The sequence below is a fragment of the uncultured Helicobacter sp. genome (genome assembly GCF_937893305.1).
Taxonomy (GTDB): Bacteria; Campylobacterota; Campylobacteria; order Campylobacterales; family Helicobacteraceae; genus Helicobacter_D.
Window position 1 is genome coordinate 41432 of the sequence record NZ_CALBGN010000020.1, and the last position, 23080, is coordinate 64511.

A 23080-nucleotide genomic window follows, 5' to 3' on the forward strand; every position below is an offset into this window, starting at 1 on the left:
TTTCTTTTTAGAAAAGAATTGTATCTCTACATATCAAAACTTTTTAAGTTTTACTCTACACCCTACTTACATAACTCCCCAAAATCTCTCTTACAAGTCCGCCAAAGTTGATTTTAAGCTTAAGTTCTCTCCCACTTTTACTAACCTCTAAAACTCTACCTGCTCCAAAAATCTTGTGCATTACACAATCTCCTTTTTTAAAGCCATCTCCATTAGAATCATCTTCTAAACTTTTTTGAAATTGCATCTTAATGGCACTCACGCCACTCTCCCCTAAAAATCTTGAAGGTGTTAAAGTTGCACGATTTCCACGATAAAACCTAGAATCCACATAGCTTAAAAATAGCTCTTTTTTTGCACGCGTTAAAGCTACATAGCCAAGCCTGCGCTCTTCTTCAATATTGCTATCTTCACGCACAAGCGGAAAAAATCCTTCTTCAAATCCAATAATAAACACATAATCAAACTCCAATCCCTTGCTAGAATGCACACTCATACAAGATACACCCTCCACACCCTTACTCTCTTTGCGCATTTCTACATCTTCTTGATCACTTCTTAGGGCAAGATCGTTCAAGAAATCTTCAATCTCCATTAGCGGATTTTGCTTAATATACTCCCTATACACACCATAGAACTCTTCAATATTGCTTACTCTATCAATTTCATCATTACTTTGACTTAATGCTTCAGAGAGTCCAATTTTTTCTTCAAACACATCAATAAACCCCAAACTAGACTGCTTTAAACTCTCCTGCAAACTTAGCATTGTAGAAAAAAACTCTTGAAAGCTTTCATAGGCTTTTTTGCTGATTGCACCTTTTAGGATTCCATCTTTTGAGGAATCATTGAATAATCCATAAATACTTGTTTTATGCTCTTGTGCAAGGTGTAACACCTTATCTAGCGTTGTTTTACCAATTCCGCGTTTTGGTTTATTAATAATACGCGTTAAAGAAAAATCATCATCTAAATTAACAAGCACGCGAAAATAACTCAACACATCTTTAATTTCACTTCTCTCATAAAAACGGATTGCACCCACTAAGATATATGGAATCTTAAAACGATTAAAACCCTCTTCTAAAGAGCGCGATAGCGCATTTAAGCGAAACAAAATCGCAATATCTTTAGGATTAACATTTGAATCTAAAAGATTGCGGATTGTTTTTGCGATTTTTTCTACTTCTTCTTGTTCATTACTTGTGTGAAAAATCTCTATACTTTTACCCTTACCAAGCGTGCTAACAAGGGTTTTGCCAAGTCTCTCTTTGTTGTTTGCAATGAGTGCATTTGCCGCTTGTAAAATGGTATGTGTGGAGCGATAGTTCTCTTGCAATTTAATCACCTTAGCACCCTTAAAATGCTCGCTAAATTGCAAAATGTTTTGAATATTTGCTCCCCTCCAACTATAAATACTCTGATCATCATCACCTACAACACAAAGGTTTTGATGTGTAGAACATAGGCATTTTAGCAACAAATATTGTAAATGGTTTGTATCTTGATATTCATCAACCATTATGTATTGATATTTTTCGCTTACTTCTTTAGCGATTTCTTTATGATTTTGCATAATTTCTAAAGGGAGCAATAATAAATCATCAAAATCTACCATATTTTTTTGTAGCAAAAACTCTTGGTATTTTTCATAAACTTTTGCAAGATGTTTATAAGTGTCATTATGAGCAGATTTTAAGGCTTCATTTGGTGAGATTTGAGCATTTTTGTTGCGTGAAATTTCACTAAGAACTAATGGAAGTGGTGCTAAATCTCCATTAAGATCCTTTACAATGCGTTTGGTATCCTCACTATCTGCTAAGATAAAGTTTGCCTTTCTCCCTAAATGCGTGATATAAAACTTCAAAAACAATAATCCAAATTTATGAAAAGTGCAAAGCAAAGGCGGGTGCATTGTGGTGCTTTGAATCATACTTAAAGCCCGTTTTTGCATTTCACTTGCTGCTTTATTTGTGAAAGTTAGAGTTAGAGTGTTACTAGGCGGAATCCCAACTGCGTCAATTAAATACGCAAGGCGTGCAGTGATTGTCTTTGTTTTGCCGCTACCTGCTCCTGCTAAAATCAAAAGTGCGCCATCAATTGTTGTGGCAGCTTCGTATTGACTAGGATTTAAATCCTTTAAAAAATCTTGCATATTTCACCTTTAAAAATGCAAATTATATCTAATAAATCCGATACATCACACGGATACGGATTTTTGTTTTTTCGCTTGGATAGGGATAGTCTTTATAAGCAATTCTAATTGTATGTAAAGAATTATCATCAAGCAGTGTATAGCCGCTTGAATGCAATAGCTTCAAATCCGTAATATCTCCATTTGGATACAAATAAAACTCCACAATATTATCCCCTTCTTGTCCAACTTTGCCAGCAACTGCTGGGTATCTTAAATAGCGTTGAGTGATTTTTCCAATTTTGTCTAGGTTACTTTTAATAAACTTTTGCGCATTTGGACTTAAAGAGCCAAATTCTATCCCGTATAAGTCTTTGATTTGTTGTGTTTGTTCGCTTACTCCAAAATCATAAATAGAAGGCGACGAAAGGCTTTTTTCTAGCGCACTAGAGCTTGAAGATTTGCTAGATTCTTTAGAAGCTTTAGAAAATTTGAACGCTTTGGATTCTTTGGATGTTTTAGAGTCTTTAGCAACTTTGGATTCTTTAGGAATTTTAGAAGAAGTTTTGCTTGACTGTTTGATCTGTATGGAATCCTTTTTTGTTTCTTTAATGTGAATTTTTTGTTGTGAAATCTCTTTTTTGATTTCTCGTGTTTTAGATTCCATATTAGTTTCTATGCTCTTTTTGGACTCTACACTTTCTTGTGATTCTTGTGTATTTGTTTGAGATTCTAACTTTTGCGCACTTTGGAATCTAAAACGCTTCAAACTCACACGCTCACCCTGTTCACTCCCCATAGGTGGAGGATTATAGACATTTTCAAGCTTTGCTTCAAAGCGCAAAAAAAGCAGCGCAAATAAAAGAAAGTGAATCAGTAAAGAAAGAAAAAGGGCAATTAAATTATTTCGCATTATTTGTATTGTCTTGTTCTAACATATCCTTAAAGACATTTTTTATCTCATAAGAATCAATGAGCGTTGTTTCATTGGAGTTTAAAATCACTAAATATCGCTTATTATATGCTTCAAAAACAATCAACTTGCTCTGCACACTAAGTGTTGTTACAGATTGCACCTGAACTTCTTCAACACTAGCGTCCTTATCAAAAAACTTCAATGGACTTGTGCGCGCCTTAATTTTTGGAGAGTTTAAGCGGTTTTTCACCACCCATAAAAAGGCAAGCAAACCTAATAAAATCAAAATCACGCCAAAATATTGAAACCCGCTAATCCCTGCAAGTGGAGACTGCCCCATTTCAAAGGGGAATTCATTTTTAGATTCCAACTTTTGTTCTTGTAAAAAACTTAAATTCTCCTTAGGTGCATTATCTCCAGCACTCCCAAAAACAAAAACTCCAAAAAACAAAACAAGGACAATAAAAATTCTCATACTGTGCTAATACTCTCGCGCGTAAGATAATAAATAATTGCATTAGAGTCTAAAATTTCATTGACACGGATTGCAAGATTTTTTTCATAGACCATAACCTCACCCTTACCAATAATCCGCCCATTAATAAAAATCTCAACACTCTCTCCAGCTGGCTTTTGTAAATCAATAATAGAACCTTTCTCAAATTGCAAAATTTCTGAAAGTGGGACTTTAGTAGAGCCAAGCTCGGAGCGAAACACAACCTCCATATCCAAAAGCCCGCCATAATTCTCCATAATCCCTTCTAAATAGCGCGCTAAATCCTCTTGCTTTGGTGCTTGGATTTTTGCAAGCGTAAATTCATCTGCTGGCATATTCCTCCTTTATGTATGCATAAACAACGAACAAGGTGCGCCATTTAATGCGAAATTTAAACTCTCACAATGTGCGTTTTGAAACTCACCTAGTCCAAAAACACGCGGTGTTGCTATATTAAAATTAACATTTTCTTTTACCGCTAAAACCTTTGCTAAACCTATGGTTAGATTTGCTAACTCTTGGGATAAATCACGCAATTCTAAATCACTAGAAACGTTCTCTCCAAACAAACCAGTCCCCAAAGACTCCAAAAACTCCTTAGAGCTCACAAAAGTGATGGTATTGCGCGTGCCATCTTCAAAAGCAATATCAATATTTGAAAGATAACCTTTTAAAAGCTTACTCTCAATACGCAATGGAATTGCGCCTATTGTATCTTCAAGAACCTGCACAAACGCTCTTTGAATAATTAATTTCATAATATCCCTCTTTTTGTAAAATTTTGCATTATAGCTAAAATTTATTAATCTTTATGTGAGTTATTTAATCTTTATCTATATGTTTGGTAAAAATTCCACATTATTGTATTTTTTTTAATGTTATTTAGCTAGAATAAAATTTTTATTTTTAGGAGAAGAAATGGCTTTAGATGAAAACAAGCAAAAAGCAATTGAACTTGCCATAAAACAAATTGATAAAGCCTTTGGTAAAGGCGCACTTATAAGACTTGGCGATAAGCCAGTAGAAAAAATTGATGCTATTAGCACAGGCTCTTTAGGATTAGATATTGCTCTAGGCATAGGTGGAATCCCAAAAGGCAGGATTATTGAAGTGTATGGACCAGAAAGCTCTGGAAAAACAACGCTTGCTTTACAAATTGTTGCAGAATGTCAAAAAGCAGGTGGGATTTGTGCATTCATTGACGCTGAACACGCGCTTGATGTAACTTATGCAAAGCGTTTAGGTGTAGATGTAGAAAATTTACTTGTTTCTCAACCAGATTTTGGCGAACAAGCACTAGAAATTCTAGAAACTCTTACAAGAAGCGGTGGCGTGGATTTAATCGTCATTGACTCTGTGGCAGCTCTCACTCCAAAAAGCGAAATTGATGGCGATATGGGAGATCAACATGTAGGGCTTCAAGCACGCTTAATGAGCCAAGCCCTCCGTAAAGTTACAGGTGTGATCCACAAAATGAATACCACAGTGATTTTTATCAACCAAATCCGTATGAAAATTGGCGTAATGGGCTATGGAAGCCCAGAGACAACAACAGGTGGTAATGCATTAAAATTTTATGCAAGCGTTAGAGTTGATGTGCGCAGAATCGCTGCTTTAAAGCAAGGAGAACAAAATATTGGGAATCGCGTAAAAGCAAAAGTTGTAAAAAACAAAGTTGCGCCACCCTTTAGGGGAGCAGAATTTGATATTATGTTTGGTGAAGGGATTAGCAAGGAAGGTGAACTAATTGATTATGGTGTTAAACTTGATATTGTAGATAAAAGCGGAGCTTGGTTAAGTTATGGCGATAAAAAACTAGGACAAGGCAAAGAAAACGCCAAAGTATTTTTAAAAGAAAATCCAGAAATCGCACAAGAGATTGAAGAAAAAATCAAAGCTTCTATCTCTATTACTGATGATTTATCTAATGATGACAACACAGAAGAATAAAAGGAAAAAATTATGATCTATATTGATGATATTAATGCACAAGAAGTTTTAGATAGTCGTGGTAATCCAACCATTAAAGCAACAGCACTTTTAAGTGATGGTAGCGTTGCAAGCGCAATTGTCCCAAGCGGTGCAAGCACAGGCAAAAGAGAAGCATTGGAACTAAGAGATGGAGATGAGCGTTTCTTAGGAAAAGGTGTTTTAAAAGCGTGCGAAAATGTTCAAACAAAAATCGCAGAAGAAATCATCGGCTTAAGCCCCTACGATCAAGCAGCAATTGACAATCTTTTAATTGCTCTAGATGGCACAGAAAACTTCTCAAATCTGGGAGCAAATGCGACATTAGGCGTTTCAATGGCAGTTGCAAGAGCAGCAGCACAAAGTTTAAATATCCCTTTATATCGTTATTTAGGTGGAGCAAACGCTTTAACTCTCCCTGTGCCTATGCTAAATATCATTAATGGTGGTAGCCACGCAGATAACACGGTGGATTTTCAAGAATATATGATTATGCCTGTAGGTTTTGATAGCTTTAGTGAAGCAATGCGCGCAAGTGCTGAAATTTATCAACATCTTAAAAAAATCCTAAAAGACTCTAAACACATCACAAGTATCGGAGATGAAGGAGGATTTGCACCAAATCTTAAAAACAATGAAGAACCTATCCAAGTGATTTTAGAAGCGGTCAAAAAAGCAGGATACAAAGAAGGAGATCAAATTGCAATCGCACTTGATGTAGCAAGCAGCGAGTTTGTAAATGACAAAGGAATCTATTGTCTAAAAGGAGAAAACCGAGAACTAAGTGCGGAAGAACTCATTGAATATTATGAAAAACTCATTGCTAAATACCCTATTGTTTCCATTGAAGATGGATTAAGCGAAGATGATTGGAGCGGTTGGGAGAAACTCACGCAAAAACTAGGACATAAAGTGCAACTTGTAGGAGATGATTTATTTGTTACAAATGCAAAAATCCTTGCACAAGGTATTGACAAAAACATTGCAAATGCGGTGCTAATTAAACCTAATCAAATTGGAACAATCAGTCAAACAATGCAAACAATCCGCCTAGCACAAAGAAATCGCTATGCTTGCATTATGAGTCACAGAAGCGGTGAGAGCGAAGATAGTTTTATTGCAGATTTTGCTGTTGCTTTAAACACAGGAGAGATTAAAACAGGATCTACTGCAAGAAGTGAGAGAATGGCAAAATACAATCGCCTTTTAGCTATTGAAAGCGAGCTTAACGCGCCTGTATATCTAGGAAAACAACTCTTTAAATAATGGAATCTCTAGAGTTTAAAAAGGGTGGATTTTACAAGCTTTTACCCTTTTTTAGCTTTATTTTGCTAATTTGTATTATAGGTGTGTATATTGGCAATTTACTTTTTGGGAATAACTCCTTTAGTGTGTTGCTTAAAATCAACCAAAAAGAAGCGCAAATGCGCCAAGAGGTCAATCGCCTAATGCATGAAAACGCCGCCTTACAAAAGGAACTTTTTGAATTAAAAGGATTGGAGCCGAAATGAAATGTTTAACCCTAATATTAACCCTTGCCCTAACACTCTTAAACGCACAAACACAATCACAAGATGCACTGCCTAAAATCCCAGAGCTTAGTATTAGCAACGATACAAACTCTACACAAAAGCCAACGCCTGATAAAGCCTCCACAGAACCTACTGGTATTATGGAAAATCTAGCCCCAAAAGCACTCACAAACACGCAAGAAAGCAATGCAACAAAAAAAGTGCGCGATCCTTTCACGCCCATTATTACGCCAAAAGATAGCGGACAAATTACAAACGCTCCACAACTTGATTTATTTACAAAAACTGAACTCATCTTGCCATCAACTGCTAGAAAAATCAAAAAAATCACACTAGAATACCAAAATCTAAATGGCTCTATCACAACTTTAGAAAAAGAATTAGAAGGCGATATTGATTGGCATTTTCCTTTAGTTTTAAGTCAAGAGGTTCAGCCAAAAACTCCAAATATTCCAGAAAAAGAAAATTTTAACCTAGAAGATTTTTTTGATTTTGAAATCACCAAAAATAGCGTTTCTTTAAACACACATCTAACATTACTTAGAGATTTTACTCTTGCTTCTCCTACACGCTTAATTTTAGACTTTAAAGCCCCAGGTAAAAAACCTCTTAAAGTTTCTTTTTATCCAAAGATTCCAACAATTCCACAAGTTAGCTTAGATACACATTTAGACTTTTATCGTATCACACTAAATTTAGATGGGCAATACAAATATAATCTCACTAAAGACACAAAAACAGGAAACTACAACATTGAACTCTACTAACTGCGTGTTAATTGGTTTTATGGGGAGTGGCAAAAGCACGATTGCTAAGGCTTTATGCCAAGCAAATGAAGCATTTGCACTAGATAGTGATTTACTAATTTCTTACCAAGAAAACCTAAGCATTACAGAAATTTTTACAACAAAAGGTGAGGCATATTTTAGAGAGTTAGAATCTAAATTTTGCTCCTTTGTCGCACAAAACTTTCAACACACTATTATTGCCACAGGTGGTGGAATGCCGATGTTTTGTGATGTGAAAAAAATGGGAAAAGTGTTTTTTTTGCATCTTGATTTTGAGAGAATTTTTACGCGTTTAAATGCTGAAGAAATTGCTAAACGCCCACTTTTTAAAGATAAAGATTCCGCCTTTAAACTCTATAATGCACGCTTAGAAGCTTACAAAAATTCAGCACATTATTGCATCAATGCAAACCAAAGCGTGCAAAACATCACACAAGAGATCCTAAGTTTCTTATGAAAATTTTAATTAGACTTCCAAATTGGCTAGGTGATGCCGTAATGGCAACTTATGCGCTTGAAATGCTATTTGTAAATTTTAAAGACGCACATTTTTATTTTGTTGGGAGCAAGGCTAGCATAGCACTTTTTGCGCATTACTCTAATGTTACCACGCTAGAAGACACAAGCAAAAAGAGTGGTTTTAGAATTCTAAATCTCTATAAACTTGCAAAAGAGATTCCACCTTGCAATCTTGCGCTAACTTTTCAAAACAACTTTCTCTCCGCCTTATTTCTTCTCTTTAATGGTGCAAAATTTCGCATAGGTTTTGCAGCAGAATTACGAAGTTTTTTGCTACATTCTCGCCCTAAAAAGCCTAAAAACACGCACGAAGCAATGCGTTTTGCCACACTTGCTATCCAAGCAATCCAACACTTTAAAAAACAAATAACAACAATTAAAACACAACTTTATTTACAACCAAATCCTACAAACATTGCACTTCCAAACACTTTTACAAACTCTAAAATCGCAGGTATCAACGCTGGAGCAGCATTTGGTGTAGCAAAACGCTGGGGAGAAGCATATTTTGCAAAATGTATAGAATATTTATTAGAACAAAATTACAAAATTTTACTCTTTGGGATAGAGAGTGAAGCACCCATTAATACAGCTATTCTAAATTATTTGCCAAAAGATTTACAAAGTAGCAATTCCCTTTTAAATTTAAGCGGACAAACTACAATCCCACAGCTTATGGCGTATTTTTCACATTTAGATTTGTTGCTTACTAATGATAGCGGACCTATGCACATAGCAGCAGCATTAGGAATTCCAACTTTAGCTCTTTTTGGTCCAACAAACTCAAAAGAAACTGCTCCATTTTATGCTCCAAAAGCAACAATAATTTCTTTAGAAACTCTAGGACAAAAGCTCCCTTGTATGCCTTGTATGCAACGCACCTGCCCACTCTTAAAAGATTCCAAAGATTATCATAAATGTATGCGTTCCCTAACGCCAGAGCTAGTGATTTTAGCAATTCAATCTCTAATAAGTTTAAATCAAACCCCACACAAGGAGTAAATATGCGTGTATTACAAATAGGACATTCCCCTGATGCTGATGATTTGTTTATGTATTATGCCATTGCGTTTGGTTGGGTTAGCCATGAAGATCTTACCTTTAAAAACCTTGCCTTAGATATTCAAACACTTAATGAAAAAGCTTTGCAAGGCACATTTGATATTTCTGCTATTTCTTTTGGCGTGTATCCTTTGTTGTTTCAAGAACAAAGCTTGCTAAGAACAGGAATTAGCTTTGGCAGTGGCTATGGTCCAAAACTCATTAAGAAAAAAACAAAACGCTTGAAGCGCAATTTTAAAGTTGCTCTAAGTGGCGCACACACAACAAATGCAATGCTTTTTAAAATCGCATATCCAGATGCTAGAATCGTTTATAAAAATTTCTTAGAAATTGAAAAGGCTGTCTTAAATGATGAAGTTGATGCAGGAGTTTTAATTCACGAATCTATTTTACAATATGATGAAAGTTTAGAAGTAGAAAGAGAGATTTGGGAGATTTGGCAAGAGCTTAACAAGCAAGATTTACCCCTACCTCTTGGAGGAATGTGTATCCGCAGATCCTTACCGTTAAGTGTTGCGATTCTTTGCGAACAAATGCTAACAAAAGCCGTAGAAATTGCTTTAAAAAACAAACCTCTTTTATCACAAATGCTACAAGATCGCAATCTTATTCGCGTGGATTCTAAAAAGCTTGAAACCTATTTAAACCTTTATGCAAATCAAGATTCCATAACCCTTAGCCCAATACAACTTAATGCGATTAATACACTTTTTAAAATCGGTTATGATTATAAGCTCTACACGCAAATTCTAAATGCAGAAGACTGCTTAATCCCATTAGAATACGCGGACTTCCGCAATTCTTAAATACCTATCTCCTAGGGCAAGGTGCGCAGTCTCTAAATCCCTTATGATAACCATCTCTATGATCCCTATAAATGCGATGATGTCCTTTTAATAAGCCTTTTTCACGCGCTTCTTTAACACTCATAGCATCAATACGTTTTTGTGTTTCTATACGAATTGCATCACGATATTCTCGGCGTTCTTTTAGACTCATTGTATCGTATATATTATGTCTTTGTTCTCGCAATCTTTCATTAAAAATTTCCGCATCTTTAACTTTCATTTCCTGTGTGCGTTTAAACACTTCCATTTTGTAATCAGGATAATCTTTTGGCGCAACACTTCCAGACATTTCAATTAATTTTTCATCACTAACTTTAGAAAAATCTGCCCCAAAAGCACTCAAACCTAATGCACCCACAAGGGCGATAGCAACTAACTTTTTCATAATATCTCCTTAAAATTAAGATAGCAAAATTTTAGCCCTAAAGTCTAAAGCATATCTAAAGTCTCTATGAAGTTAATGTGAAGTTTAGTTCTCTACTTGCATTTTATAGAGTTTTTTGCGATCGCTTGAGCTTGCAATATTAAGTTGAGATCGGTATTTTGCGATTGTGCGACGCACCATTGTAATCTTAAACTTCTCTGTTGCAAGTTTTAAAATCTTACTATCACTTAGTGGTTTTTGTTTGTTTTCATTACGAATAAGCTCCGCTACAAAGTCTTTAATAGCGGTATTTGAAGTCTCCTCATCAATAGCAGTTGCAAAAAAGTTTTTAAGCGGAAAGATTCCGCGTGCGCATTCTAAATATTTATTAGAAATCGCTCTTGAAATCGTGCTTGGAGCGTGTCCAAATTCCTCTGCTAAATCCTTTAGCGTCATGGGTTTTATCTCTCCGCCTTTAAAAAACTCATATTGATACTCTACAATCATTAAGCCAATTTTATACAAAGTTGCTTTACGCATCTCAAGTGCATCTACAAGATCACGCGCTTCTTTGATTTTTGTTTTTACAAAAGCGTCTTTTAGACTATTTTTATCATCTTTTTCTTGCTTTTGAATAAGAATGCTAGGATAATATCTATCATTAATTTGCACTTGGATATTATTTTTGTCTTCTAACACTAAAATATCCGGTATTACAGCAACTTCTTTTTGAAAAAAATCCAAAGCAGGTGGATTTTTAAAACCTTGAATAATACGCATTGCTTTAGGATATAAAGGTTTTTTTTTAAATTTTGTATGTTCTTGCAGGTTATCTAAGATTTCTAAACACAATCCATACACATCGCTTGACACATCTAAATAATCAAGTTGGAATCTAAAAGACTCCATAACATCAAGAGCGCCAATTCCTGGTGGCTCTAAATATGCAAAACGCAAGCGAATTTTCTCTACTTCACTAGCCTGAATTTCTGTGTTTAGCTCTTTAGAACATTCTTTAGCAATGCTTATGCAATCACCATCAAAATACCCTTCATTATCTAAATTTTCTACAATCTTTTTAGCAATTTCTTGAGAATTTTTCGTGGGGAACAAAGGAGGTTCAATTTGATGTAAAAGCACAACTTCTAAACTTTCTTCCTGAATGCAAAATTGCTCAATACCATCAACACTTTCTCCTTTAGCTCCACGCATTTTTTCTTTGTGTTGCTTTTTGTATGTGGCACTTTGCGCACTGAAAGAATCAGAAATTCCAGATTTTACTTCAAAATATGGATTTTCCACTCCAAAACTATTTAGCGTTTCTTCTAGCTCGCCCATTCCACTTTGCAATATCGGTAACCAACTCTTTAGTGTTGATGAGAGTTTTGCCTTGAGTGTTGCAGAAGTTTGGGTTCTTAGTTTCATACTTTAAAATGCTCGCCTAAATAATGTCTGCGCACAAGCTCGTTTTGATAAATCGCACTTGCATCACCGCTTGCAAGAAGTGTGCCTTTATTAATCACATACGCTCTATCACACACGCTTAATGTTTCACGAACATTATGATCTGTAATTAACACACCAATTCCAAAACTTAGCAGCTTTTTAATAATATTCTGAATATCAAGCACAGCAATAGGATCAACCCCAGCAAATGGCTCATCAAGCAGAATAAACTTTGGCTTTTTGACCAATGCGCGCGCAATTTCAACCCTGCGCCGCTCTCCCCCGCTTAAATTCACACCTTTACGGCTTCTAATAGGCTCAATATTAAATTCCTCCAAAAGCTCTTCAATGCGCTTATCCTGTGCTTTTTCTCCATCAAAACACACTTCAGCGGCAATGCGTAAATTTTCTTCTACACTTAAATCCTTAAAAACACTAGATTCTTGTGGTAAATACCCGATTCCAAGTTGCGCGCGTTTATGCAAACTAAGCCTAGTAATATCCTTACCATCAAAGCTAACACTTCCCCCTGTTGCTTCTAAAAGCCCACAAATAATATAAAAAGTTGTAGTTTTACCTGCACCATTTGGACCTAAAAGTCCTACGACTTCACCACTTTGCACACGAATAGAAATCTCTTTAAGAATTTGTGTTTTTTTGATGATTTTACTTAACTGCTTTGCTTCTAATGTGTGCATTAATGTTCCTCTATGCTATATTTGCGTTTATTCCCTTGCAACATTATAGAAATTTGCCGAAAGGGCAAGCCAATGTCTTTTAGAATTTTAGCTAAATTTTCATCTCCCCATTCTACAAAATGCCAACCTTCTTTTTCAATTTCTTCTAAAAACCCAAGAGCAAAGAGTGTATCTAGGTCCTTTTGATAAATATCATAATGATACACTCCTTCTCCATATTCCAAAGCCGTTAGATAAGTAGGAGAAGTTACATCTACCTTTACTCCAAGTGTCTTTACCATTTCTTTGACAAGTGTTGTTTTACCGCTTGCTAAAGTGCCATTTAACAAATAGATTCCACGATTTTTTGGCAAATTTAGAATATCTAAGAATTGAGAAATCTCATTTTGTGCTAAGATTAGTTCCATTTTGCACCTTCTGTGTAATTTAGCGGTCGCACATTAACTTGCTTAATTTCTAGCAATTCTTGTGCGCTTTGCAAAAGCGGAGATTGTAAGGCTTGCGTAACTTCTCTTTGCACTTGTGATGCGGAATCTAAATGCTTAGATTCCAACTTTTGTGAAATTTCTTGTGTTTTTTCTTGGATTTTTTCAAACTGCGGCGTTTTGGATTCCAACTCTTGTGGCTCTTCTTTATTCTCTTGTTGTGGTTTGCTAATATTTTTAATTTGTGTTTGCATACCAAAAATCTCAAAAACATAATGTTTAATAATGCTATATGCTCCAATTAAACGCTCTCTATTTTTGCCTGCAGCAAGCGTTTCCCAAGTTAGCACAGGATCTTCAAAGCTCACAAAACGCACATCTTTAGCAAAAATCTCTCCTAAATCATAATTATGCGCAAAAATCTTTTTTTTCACAAGTTCAAAAAGATCAATTGCGTGTTTTTGCGGAGAATCTTGTTGTATGGTATTAGAATCTAAATTTTTAGATTCTGTATTTGGCAATGCTTGCTCAACTTTTTCTAATTCCTGTTCTAACGCTTCTTGTTTTGGCAAAACCTCCATTTTGGATTCCAATTTTTGCTCTTGTGAATCTTGTTGTGGATTTTGAAGTTTTGGCAAATTCTCAAAAAAGCCTTTTTCTAAATGTTTAATAGCAAGATCAATGCTTTCAATTTGTAATGCCTCAAGCATTTTAAATGCACTTAAAGTTAGCACAAATTCATTATCAGAACCTAAAAATAACAATTCTTTTGCCTGCGTGATAATCCTAAAAAAGCGATCTACAAGCAAGCTAGAATAGCGAGAATCATCTCCTTTTAAAAGCTTCTCTTTAAGAAAAATACTCATCTCATCTAAGAGCATTCCACATTCATATTCAAAAAAGCCTTCTAAGGTTTTAAGTAATGCTTCTCTATCTTGCGTAAAAATCCCTTCAAAAAACTTATTCAAATTCTCCGCATTAATAAGCCCTAGCATATTTGCACACACTTCAGAAGTTACATTATAGCTTGAATAAATAATGGCTTGATCAAGCAAAGTTAGCGTATCACGCAAAGAACCTGCCCCACTTCTTATTAACATTCCAAGCGCTTCTTCTTGATAAGGGATTTGCTCATTTTGCAAAATTTTTTTTAAATGCTCAAAAATACTTTTATCAGAAATACGCTTAAAACGAAAGTGTTGCGTTCTGCTCAAAATCGTAGCAGGCAGCTTTAATGGATCTGTTGTTGCTAGGATAAACTTCACATACTCTGGGGGTTCCTCTAGTGTTTTTAATAATGCGTTAAAGGCTTCACGCGTTAGCATATGCACTTCATCAATAATAAAAATCTTAAAACGCCCCATATTTGGATGATATTTTGTTTGTTCAATCAAATCTCTAATATCATCAATTTTACGATTTGACGCACCATCAAGCTCCATAATATCAATATGGCTCATTTTGTGTGGATTTGCAGCCAAACAATTTGGACAAGTGCCACAAGGCTTAGATCTAGGACCATTATCACATTGCAAAGCCCTAGCAAAAATCCTAGCACTAGAAGTTTTCCCGCTCCCACGCAACCCAGAAAACAAATAAGCATGCGATAAACGCTTACTATCTAATGCTAAAGAGAGCGTGCGACTAACTGCTTCTTGTCCCACAAGCTCATCAAAGTCCATTGGGCGATATTTTAAGGCTAATGCTTGTTGTTCCATATCCTATCCTAAATTAAAAGCGCAATTTTACATTAATTATATTTTAATCACTCTTTATAAGGCGTGATGTCAGATTGAAACTTATAAATTTTGTTTTTTAAACGCACAAGCAATCCCGTATCAATGAGCTGACGAAAAGTCTTTACAACCGTGGGCTTACTTACACCTACTTCTTGAACAATATCTTCATAAGAGCCATAGAAAATATTTTCATCATCACTATGCTCAATAAGATACTTAATAATCTCAATTTTTTTGCCCCCTACAAAAATAGAAATTGCATTTAAAAGCGCATTTTGCATTTTAATTTCACTAGCTTGAAACTTTGGCAAAATAGAACGCAAAATCGTCCTTAAAAGTTCTTCTACATCAATAGGCTTTAAAATATAACCATCAACACGCAACTCAATACAATCCAATAAATAATGCGTTTCTGTGTGTGCAGTAACCACAATAATTGCAACTTCTAAAAGTGGATTTTTACGAATTTCTTTAATCAGATCAATACCATTTAACTTTGGCATTAAAATATCAGTAATTACTAAATCAATATTTTCTTGCTTTAAAATCTCTAAAGCATCTTTGCCATTACGCGCCACAAAAAGCTTATCTACATAATCTTCAAGCACCATTGAAGCAAATTTTAAAATATCTTCTTCATCTTCAACATACAAAATCTTAAGGTGTTTTAAAATTTTTTCATCATTTTTACTAATCACGCTTGCTCCTTTTGTGTTTCTAATGGAATTGTAATCATAAACTGCGCTCCACAAGTGCCATCTTTTAACTTGCAATCTTGCACACACTCTCCGCCATTACACACAATATTAAACGCGTCATCATAACGCACATTACGCACTTCAATACTTCCTTGCATTTGTTTTTCTATGATTTGCTTAGACATATATAGCCCAATTCCTGTACCTACAGATTTATGCTTTGTTGTAAAATAGGGTTCAAAAACCTTTTGAATATCATCAAGCTTGATTCCGCCACCATTATCCATAAATAGAATCCTAACACATTCTTTTATAGGATTGTCTTTATCTTCACTCTCCCGCAAAACTTCTACAACGATTCTAATCTTTGCTGACACAACTTCACGCGCCTTTAAAACATCTTCAGAATTTTTTATCAAGTTTAATAACACTTGAGAAAATGCACTTTTATAACCACAAAGCATAATATCTTCTGCACAATCTACAAGAATTTCGATTTCATTTTGTTTTAAAAATGTATCCACCAAAGAGATGGAATCGTAAATATTTTCTTTTAAATTAAAAGGTTCTTTTTCGCTTGCAGAATTAAAAAAATTTCTAAAATCTTCAATAGTTTGGGACATTCTTTTGGCAATTTTTAATCCATCCTCTACTTGAAGTTCAATAAATTCTTTTGTGAGTTTGCCATTTTGAGATTTGACTTTAAAGGTTTGAATTAACAACATTAGCGCATTTAGTGGTTGTCTCCATTGATGTGCGATATTTCCTATCATCTCTCCCATACTTGCAAGACGAGCTTGTTGATACATAATCTGATCTTTTTTGCGACTCTCAAGCACTTCCTTATTAATATTTTCTTGCAAAGAATTATTTAAATTTTGCAACTCTTGGGTTTTTTCCTGCACTTTCTGTTCTAGTGTTGCGTGCAAATTTTTAATATTTCGTAAAATCAAAAAACTCAACAGCATTGTGATTAACATAATCAAACAAATAATGACTAATATTACCTTTTGCAATGCGCTATGCAAAGCGTTATTGCGCACTTTTTTAACTTCTGTAAATTGTAAATTTAAATGTGCAATTTTAGAAATTTGATGATTAAGTTTGCTAATGCTTTGCTTTATTTCTTCATTTAAATTTCTTATAGAAATATTTTGCTTTGGTTTTAAAAGCCCCAAATATACACCAATTTCAAAATCTAAAATTTCTAAATTGCTTTGCAATTCTCTCTTTTTACGCAACACAGAATCATCTTCAATAAAAAACCGATAGATATTTAACAAAAAATGCGTTGATTCGCTTTCATTTAAAAGTCTATCTTGCAAAGCTTTATAATTATCAAATTGCGTCATAATGCTCTGTTTTGCCTGTAAGATTTCTTTTTGTTCGCTATATGTGAGATTTTGTGAATAATTTAATACGCGACGGACCTCTTCTAACCCTACAAGTGATTGGCTATATTCCATAAAAAGCATATCGTAATCGTATTTTAAACTAAAATGATACACAAAAGATACGACAGCAAGTGATAGAAGTCCTGATGCGATATTAAAAACCAAGACGCGTGCTTTATGTTCAAGTGTTGTCCCAAAAAACTGAAAGATCCGCAAAATTTCTTCCTTATTAAATAAAACTTTTATTGTAACACCAAAAACACAATATTGATTAACAAATTTATAATCTTTCAAAAACTAAATTTTAAAAATGATGTAAATTTTATCATTCTTTTAAGTTAAAAGGTTATCATTACAAACACAAATCAACCAAAAGGAGTTTGATATGAAGAAAATTTTACTAGGATTAGCATTAGCAAGTGGCTGTTTGATGGCGGCTGATGGTGCGACAATTTATAAAAAGTGTATTGCTTGCCATGGTGCAAAAGCTGAAAGAGTAGCTCCAGGAAGTAAAGGGAATGTTAAAATTGCTGGTATGGCAAAAGATGAATTAGTTACACAACTTCAGGGTTATAAGGCGGGAACAGCAGATAATGGTGGAGCAAAAGCTATTATGTATGCAAATATGAAGAACTTCAAATTAACAGATGCTGATATTGATGCAGTTGCAGATTATATTTCAAAACTTCCTCCTGTAAAATAACTCTAAGCCCCCATTGGGGGATTTTTTTATGCCCTATCTAGAAATCAGTAGAAATAATTTTTTTCACAATTATCAAACAATTTTTCAAACCATTTCTGCTAAAGAAAAAATTGCAATTGTTTTAAAAGACAACGCTTATGGACATGGAATCACACAAATAGCAAGTCTCGCCAAAGAAGTTGGAATTCAAACTGCATTTGTCAAAAGCTTGCAAGAAGCTTTAAGTATTACAAATTTTTTTGATGATATCATAATTCTTTACCCAAGTTCATTTCCCGACAAAAATGTTTTAAATTTAGCACTTAAGATTCCAATAATTTCTTTTAGCGTGCCAAGTTTAGAATCCTTGCAAGAATATCCAAGTCATACACACATTGAACTTAAAATTGATAGTGGAATGCATCGTAATGGAATTTCTAAAAAACAACTAAAAGAAGCTTTCACAATACTTAAAGAACGCAATCTAATACTAAAAGGAATCTTTACGCATAATGGCTATGGAGATGATTTAAGTAGCGCATTTTATACGCAAAATATGGAATTTTTAGCTATAAAAAAAGAAGTGTTACAACTCTGCAAACATTTTAAAATCCCACGCCCAAGATTTCATTCCTTAAGTTCTTCTGGAGCATTTCGCGCAAACACTTTTAATGCAGAATTACCAGAAGAATTGCAAGATAATTTGTTCCGCATTGGAATCGCATTTTATGGCTATAATTGTAGTCCTTTAAAAATGCCGAAGCTAAAACCTATTGCTTCTCTTTTTGCAAATAAAATTTCTACCTTGGAACTAAAAAAGGGTGCAAATATCGGCTATAGCGGAATTAGCACGCTAAGAGCGCAAAATGTTGTTTCCACTTATGATATAGGCTACGGCGATGGACTTTTTCGCTTGCGAGAAGAAATGGAGCTTTACACAACAGAAGGTTATAGAATTTTACCAAGAGCTAGTATGGATTGTATTAGCATAGAAAGTGATGCGCCTAGTGTATGTATTTTTAATGATGTGAGTGCTTTTGCAAACGCATTTCACACAATCCCTTATGAGATCTTAGTGCATTTACATGCTTATATTCCCCGCATTATCGTTTAGGATTTCTACTTTTAGTGTGTTTAAAATTACTTTTGGTATGATTTTAAAATTTTATTTTGCAAGGAAACATCGTGAATCTGTGTATTTTGTTTGGCGGAAAGTCTTATGAACACGAAATTAGCATTGTTAGCGCAATCACTTTAAAAAAACTATTAAAAGAAGTGGAACATTTTATCTTTTTAGACTCTAATCATAATTTTTATCACATACCAAAAGAACAAATGCAATCTAAGTTTTTTAGCTCTAATGCTTACCAAAAAGCTCAAAAAATCTATCCTAAAAAGGACGGCTTTTATAAGCGCACGTTCTTTGGTGAAACTCCACTTAATTTTCCTATAATCTTAAATCTAATCCACGGAGGAGATGGAGAAGATGGCACGCTTGCTTCTTTACTGGATTTTTATGGAATCCCATACATTGGTCCGCGTAATCCTGCGTGTGTGCTAAGCTATGATAAAGAACTCATTAAAGGTTTTGCTGCAAGTCGTGGCGTAAAGACTCTTGATTACCGCGTGCTTTATCACAATGAACAAACTCCCAAAGATTTAAGTTTCCCTGCAATTATTAAACCTGCGCGACTTGGAAGCTCACTTGGCATTAATATTGTAGAATCTCAAGAAGAGTTACAGTATGCTTTAGATAGTGCATTTGAATTTGATGAAAAAATTATTATTGAGCCTTTTATTGCGGGCGTGAAAGAATATAATCTTGCAGGTTTTAAGGGAAAAGATGGAATCCATTTTTCTTTTATTGAAGAACCAGAAAAAAATAAATTTTTAGATTTTGAGAAAAAATACTTAGATTTTTCACGCACAAGCAATGCTAAGGAAGCAGAAATTAGCGAAGACTTAAAGCAAAAGTTACAAGACAGTTTCACAAGGCTTTATACAAACGCTTTTGAAGGTGCGCTTATCCGTTGTGATTTTTTTGTTAAAGATAATATATGTTATTTAAATGAAATTAATCCTGTGCCAGGCAGTCTTGCAAACTATCTTTTTACCGATTTTAAAGAGGCATTAGAATCACTTTCGCGCGCTATACCAAAGCCTAATGATATTAAGGTGGATTATGCCTTATTGCATCAAATTCAATTTGCAAAAGGCAAATAGTGGCACAAAAGATTCTAACTTATAAAGGTGCAGAATTTAGCCTTTCTTATATGATTTACAATCCACAAAATCGTGAGAAGTCCCTTGTAATTCTGCACGGATGGGGAGCAAACAAAAGCCTTATGCAACAAGCTTTCAAGGATACCTTTAAAGACTATGCTCACTATTACATTGACTTACCCGGCTTTGGAAACTCAAAAACTCCCCCTTTTGCACTAAATACGCACGATTATGCAAAAATTCTGCACTTAATGTTGGAATCTTTGTATTTGGATTCCACAAAAACCACAATTATGGGGCATAGTTTTGGAGGTAAGGTTGCAACACTTTTAAACCCTAAAACACTTATTCTTCTTAGCAGCGCTGGAATCCCTACGCAAAAGAGTTTAAAGGTGCGTATAAAAATCACTATTGCAAAATTTCTTAATAAATTCTTGCCTGCCCTTAATCGAGCTTTACGGAATCTTCTGCGCTCAAAAGACGTAGAAAATATGAACGAAATTATGTATCAAACTTTTAAAAATGTTGTAGATGAAGACTTTTCAAGCGTTTTTCAGGCATTTAAAAATCCTTGTTTTATCTTTTGGGGCAAAGAAGATTTAGCGACACCTTTACATTGCGGAGAGCGTATTCACGCATTAGTTTCAGATTCCAACTTTTTTGTGCTTAGTGGAGATCATTTCTTTTTTTTAAAACAAGCTAAAGAGATTGAACACAAGTTTCATAATAGTCTATAATTTAATTGATTTTTTGTTAAAATTCCATAATTTTCTCTTTTAAGGATTCCTATTGCAAGATACTGAAATTTTTATAATGGCAATGCGCTGGATTTTCCTTGTGGCACTTGGCTACTATGCAATGGTAAATCTTCAATGGTATCACTACAAACTTGGACGCGTTCTTTTTAAACACCACAAACAACGCTGGCACTTATTTTATTTTGTTTTGCCAATTTTGTATTTTGTTTTTATTCCTAATAATGTTTATTTCTATGCTGGACTTTGCTTTTACCTTCTAGCACTTGGAATTTGGATTTTTAATCTTAGCAAAAAGCTAATCTTAACAGGTAGAGTGTTACGCTTTTTTGGATTCTATATCATTTTTATTGTTTTTAATGAACTTTTATTGTTAGGCATTGATGAATATTCTCCACTGATTCAATGTATTTATCTTTTACCATTATTTATCTCTATTTCTATATCTTCTCTCACAGAAAAGATTCTCTTAGGTCGCTATAAAAAACTAGCAAAAGACAAACTAGAAAGTCTTTCAAATCTCACTATTATCGCTATTACAGGAAGCTATGGAAAAACAAGCCTTAAAAACTATCTCTCTCAAATTCTACAAGAAAATTTCAAGGTTTATTCTACTCCGCGTAGCGTAAATACCTTAACAGGAATCATTGCAGATATCAATCAAAATCTCTCCCCTCTTACAGATATTTACATTGTAGAAGCTGGAGCTAGAGGAAGTGGAGATATTAAAGAAATTGTAGAACTCACTGCTCCACAAATTGTTGTTGTTGGAAAAATCGGTGAAGCACATCTTGAATACTTTAAGACTCTTGAAAATATTTATCGCACAAAATATGAAATCTTAGAGAGCAAACGCCTAAAAACAGCGTATATTTATAAAGATAATATCCAACCCACACACGCAAATGTGATTAACTTTCCACAAGATCCAAGCGATATAGAAGCCACGCTACAAGGAACAAGCTTTTCTTTAAATATCAAAGGAGAAAAACTAAGCTTTCAAACACGCATTTTAGGTGCTTTTAATGTGATTAATATGAGTGCTGCTATTGCTGTAGGGAGCGATCTTGGAATCAGTAATGAACGCCTAATTAAACAAGCACAAAAATTTGAACCCATAAATCATCGCTTAAGTAAAATTGTCGTTAATGGTAAAATCATCTTAGATGATAGTTATAATGGCAACCTAGATGGAATGCTAGAAGCCATTCGTCTTGCTTCTTTACATAATGGCAAAAAGATCATTGTAACTCCCGGACTTGTAGAAAGTTCAAAAGAAGCCAATGTTAAACTTGCAAAAGCAATTGATAAAGTTTTTGATCTTGCTATTATTACAGGAGAGCTTAACGCAAACATCTTGCGCTCTAACATTCATCATACACAAAAAATTCTCCTAAAAGATAAGACAAGCATTGAACATATTCTAAAATCCACAACAGATAGTGGCGATTTGATTCTCTTTGCAAATGATGCACCAAGTTATATTTAAGGATAAAAATGGATTATCTATATGCGCCTTGGCGCAGTAAATACTTTGGCTCCAAGAGAGAAATTTGTGTATTTTGTGCCATCTCTAAGGGATTAAATTTACACACAAACACAAAAGAAGACTTTTCTTTAAGTGATGAAGCAAATCGTATCTTTTATAGAGATTCCAAAATTTTTTGCGTGATGAACAAATTTCCCTATACTCCCGGACATTTTTTGATTATTCCACACATTCACACACACTCTCCAGAATTTCTTGATTTACAAGTGTGGTTGCATTTGCAAACATTTGCACAAAAAGGCGTAGCATTGCTAAAAGAGTTTGGCGCAAGCGGTGTAAATTTAGGAATGAATATTGAAAAAGCCGGTGGTGCTGGAATCCCAGAACATCTACACTTGCATCTTGTTCCACGCTACATAGGAGATACAAACTTCCTTACTACCATAGGAGACACGCGTGCTTATGGTGTAGATTTTGATCAAATTTTCAAGCGCATTAAAACACTCTCTCAAAAACATTTTATGGAACATTAATTGAAACCTAAGTACCACTTTTTTAAAAACACACAATACGCACTAGAAGGCATAAAAACACTTTTAAAATATGAAATTTCCTTTCGCATTGAACTTTTTGTTATGATTCCTTGTGTGATTTTTAGTTTTTTTCTACCCATTAGTGCGATAGAACAAATTTTGCTCATCAGCGTTTTATTTTTAATTTTAATTATAGAAGCACTAAATTCTAGCATAGAGGCGTGTGTGGATTTAATTACAGATAAGTGGCATAAGCAAGCCAAAATTGCTAAAGATTGCGCATCAGCAGCTGTATTTTTTAGCATCGTTCTAGCACTTATTGTATGGTTTATAGTGTTATTTCAAGCGTTTTGGATTCCAATTTTTTAATA

26 protein-coding genes are annotated in these 23080 nt (G+C 34.5%); 14 read left to right on the forward strand and 12 right to left on the reverse strand.

Annotated elements, in window-relative coordinates:
• Nucleotides 1-55: 55 nt before the first annotated feature.
• The 5 genes from Q0358_RS07735 to Q0358_RS07755 are packed head-to-tail and all read right to left on the reverse strand — an operon-like array spanning nucleotide 56 to nucleotide 4304.
• Nucleotides 56-2155, reverse strand: a complete 2100-nt coding sequence (locus Q0358_RS07735) for a UvrD-helicase domain-containing protein (protein WP_299549775.1) — start codon at nucleotides 2153-2155, stop codon at nucleotides 56-58.
• Between the two features lie 28 nt (nucleotides 2156-2183).
• Nucleotides 2184-3047: a TonB family protein gene (locus tag Q0358_RS07740; RefSeq protein ID WP_299549778.1), complete on the reverse strand. Its 864-nt coding sequence runs from the start codon at nucleotides 3045-3047 to the stop codon at nucleotides 2184-2186.
• Entirely contained in the window at nucleotides 3037-3525 is a 489-nt protein-coding gene (locus Q0358_RS07745) for a hypothetical protein (protein WP_299549781.1), read from the reverse strand. The genes Q0358_RS07740 and Q0358_RS07745 overlap by 11 nt, the downstream gene beginning before the upstream one ends.
• Nucleotides 3522-3881, reverse strand: a complete 360-nt coding sequence (gene fliN, locus Q0358_RS07750) for a flagellar motor switch protein FliN (protein ID WP_299549784.1) — start codon at nucleotides 3879-3881, stop codon at nucleotides 3522-3524. The genes Q0358_RS07745 and fliN overlap by 4 nt, the downstream gene beginning before the upstream one ends.
• A gap of 9 nt (nucleotides 3882-3890) precedes the next feature.
• Nucleotides 3891-4304, reverse strand: a complete 414-nt coding sequence (locus Q0358_RS07755; protein WP_299549787.1) for a hypothetical protein — start codon at nucleotides 4302-4304, stop codon at nucleotides 3891-3893.
• A 160-nt stretch (nucleotides 4305-4464) separates the two neighbouring features.
• Here Q0358_RS07755 and recA point away from each other — a divergent pair, with 160 nt between their 5' ends.
• Genes recA through Q0358_RS07790 form a run of 7 tightly spaced genes read left to right on the forward strand, consistent with a single transcriptional unit; the run spans nucleotide 4465 to nucleotide 10221 of the window.
• Nucleotides 4465-5496 (forward strand): recombinase RecA, encoded by a 1032-nt coding sequence (gene recA, locus Q0358_RS07760; protein ID WP_299549790.1) that lies wholly within the window; start codon nucleotides 4465-4467, stop codon nucleotides 5494-5496.
• Between the two features lie 12 nt (nucleotides 5497-5508).
• Nucleotides 5509-6780, forward strand: a complete 1272-nt coding sequence (gene eno / locus Q0358_RS07765; RefSeq protein ID WP_299549793.1) for a phosphopyruvate hydratase — start codon at nucleotides 5509-5511, stop codon at nucleotides 6778-6780.
• Nucleotides 6780-7025: a hypothetical protein gene (locus tag Q0358_RS07770; RefSeq protein ID WP_299549796.1), complete on the forward strand. Its 246-nt coding sequence runs from the start codon at nucleotides 6780-6782 to the stop codon at nucleotides 7023-7025. The genes eno and Q0358_RS07770 overlap by 1 nt, the downstream gene beginning before the upstream one ends.
• Complete coding sequence (locus tag Q0358_RS07775) at nucleotides 7022-7813, forward strand: AMIN domain-containing protein (protein WP_299549799.1); 792 nt, start codon at nucleotides 7022-7024, stop codon at nucleotides 7811-7813. Before Q0358_RS07770 ends, Q0358_RS07775 begins: the two co-directional genes overlap by 4 nt.
• Complete coding sequence (locus Q0358_RS07780; protein ID WP_299549802.1) at nucleotides 7800-8291, forward strand: shikimate kinase; 492 nt, start codon at nucleotides 7800-7802, stop codon at nucleotides 8289-8291. The genes Q0358_RS07775 and Q0358_RS07780 overlap by 14 nt, the downstream gene beginning before the upstream one ends.
• A complete protein-coding gene (waaF, locus tag Q0358_RS07785; protein ID WP_299549805.1) occupies nucleotides 8288-9355 on the forward strand; it encodes a lipopolysaccharide heptosyltransferase II in 1068 nt (355 codons plus the stop codon). The genes Q0358_RS07780 and waaF overlap by 4 nt, the downstream gene beginning before the upstream one ends.
• 2 nt (nucleotides 9356-9357) lie before the next feature.
• Nucleotides 9358-10221 carry an MqnA/MqnD/SBP family protein gene (locus Q0358_RS07790; protein WP_299549808.1) on the forward strand — a complete coding sequence of 288 codons (864 nt, stop codon included), beginning with the start codon at nucleotides 9358-9360 and terminating at the stop codon, nucleotides 10219-10221.
• A gap of 4 nt (nucleotides 10222-10225) precedes the next feature.
• Here the strand turns inward: Q0358_RS07790 and Q0358_RS07795 are convergent, their stop codons facing one another.
• From Q0358_RS07795 to Q0358_RS07825, 7 genes are all read right to left on the reverse strand, one after another.
• Nucleotides 10226-10648, reverse strand: coding sequence for a DUF1104 domain-containing protein (locus tag Q0358_RS07795; protein ID WP_299549811.1), 423 nt, complete (start codon nucleotides 10646-10648; stop codon nucleotides 10226-10228).
• Nucleotides 10649-10732: 84 nt separating this feature from the next.
• On the reverse strand, nucleotides 10733-12052 hold the full coding sequence (locus Q0358_RS07800; RefSeq protein ID WP_299549814.1) for an RNA polymerase factor sigma-54: 1320 nt from the start codon (nucleotides 12050-12052) through the stop codon (nucleotides 10733-10735).
• Nucleotides 12049-12771 carry an LPS export ABC transporter ATP-binding protein gene (lptB, locus tag Q0358_RS07805; RefSeq protein WP_299549817.1) on the reverse strand — a complete coding sequence of 241 codons (723 nt, stop codon included), beginning with the start codon at nucleotides 12769-12771 and terminating at the stop codon, nucleotides 12049-12051. Before lptB ends, Q0358_RS07800 begins: the two co-directional genes overlap by 4 nt.
• On the reverse strand, nucleotides 12771-13178 hold the full coding sequence (gene tsaE / locus Q0358_RS07810; RefSeq protein WP_299549820.1) for a tRNA (adenosine(37)-N6)-threonylcarbamoyltransferase complex ATPase subunit type 1 TsaE: 408 nt from the start codon (nucleotides 13176-13178) through the stop codon (nucleotides 12771-12773). Before tsaE ends, lptB begins: the two co-directional genes overlap by 1 nt.
• Nucleotides 13169-14914: a DNA polymerase III subunit gamma/tau gene (locus Q0358_RS07815; RefSeq protein ID WP_299549824.1), complete on the reverse strand. Its 1746-nt coding sequence runs from the start codon at nucleotides 14912-14914 to the stop codon at nucleotides 13169-13171. The genes tsaE and Q0358_RS07815 overlap by 10 nt, the downstream gene beginning before the upstream one ends.
• 47 nt (nucleotides 14915-14961) lie before the next feature.
• Nucleotides 14962-15633, reverse strand: a complete 672-nt coding sequence (locus Q0358_RS07820; RefSeq protein WP_299549827.1) for a response regulator — start codon at nucleotides 15631-15633, stop codon at nucleotides 14962-14964.
• Entirely contained in the window at nucleotides 15630-17243 is a 1614-nt protein-coding gene (locus Q0358_RS07825; RefSeq protein ID WP_299549830.1) for a HAMP domain-containing sensor histidine kinase, read from the reverse strand. The genes Q0358_RS07820 and Q0358_RS07825 overlap by 4 nt, the downstream gene beginning before the upstream one ends.
• Before the next feature lie 169 nt (nucleotides 17244-17412).
• Between Q0358_RS07825 and Q0358_RS07830 the strand changes: the two genes are divergently transcribed.
• From Q0358_RS07830 to Q0358_RS07860, 7 genes are all read left to right on the forward strand, one after another.
• Nucleotides 17413-17730, forward strand: a complete 318-nt coding sequence (locus Q0358_RS07830) for a c-type cytochrome (RefSeq protein WP_299549833.1) — start codon at nucleotides 17413-17415, stop codon at nucleotides 17728-17730.
• Nucleotides 17731-17758: 28 nt separating this feature from the next.
• A complete protein-coding gene (locus Q0358_RS07835; RefSeq protein WP_299549836.1) occupies nucleotides 17759-18823 on the forward strand; it encodes an alanine racemase in 1065 nt (354 codons plus the stop codon).
• 71 nt (nucleotides 18824-18894) lie between these two features.
• On the forward strand, nucleotides 18895-19932 hold the full coding sequence (locus Q0358_RS07840; RefSeq protein WP_299549839.1) for a D-alanine--D-alanine ligase: 1038 nt from the start codon (nucleotides 18895-18897) through the stop codon (nucleotides 19930-19932).
• The gene (locus Q0358_RS07845; protein ID WP_299549842.1) at nucleotides 19932-20669 is read left to right on the forward strand and encodes an alpha/beta hydrolase; all 738 of its coding nucleotides are present in this window, start codon (nucleotides 19932-19934) and stop codon (nucleotides 20667-20669) included. The genes Q0358_RS07840 and Q0358_RS07845 overlap by 1 nt, the downstream gene beginning before the upstream one ends.
• 52 nt (nucleotides 20670-20721) lie before the next feature.
• Complete coding sequence (locus Q0358_RS07850) at nucleotides 20722-22176, forward strand: Mur ligase family protein (RefSeq protein WP_299549845.1); 1455 nt, start codon at nucleotides 20722-20724, stop codon at nucleotides 22174-22176.
• A gap of 8 nt (nucleotides 22177-22184) precedes the next feature.
• The gene (locus tag Q0358_RS07855; RefSeq protein WP_299549848.1) at nucleotides 22185-22709 is read left to right on the forward strand and encodes an HIT domain-containing protein; all 525 of its coding nucleotides are present in this window, start codon (nucleotides 22185-22187) and stop codon (nucleotides 22707-22709) included.
• Nucleotides 22710-23078, forward strand: coding sequence for a diacylglycerol kinase (locus Q0358_RS07860; protein ID WP_299549851.1), 369 nt, complete (start codon nucleotides 22710-22712; stop codon nucleotides 23076-23078).
• The last annotated feature ends 2 nt before the right edge of the window (nucleotides 23079-23080 follow it).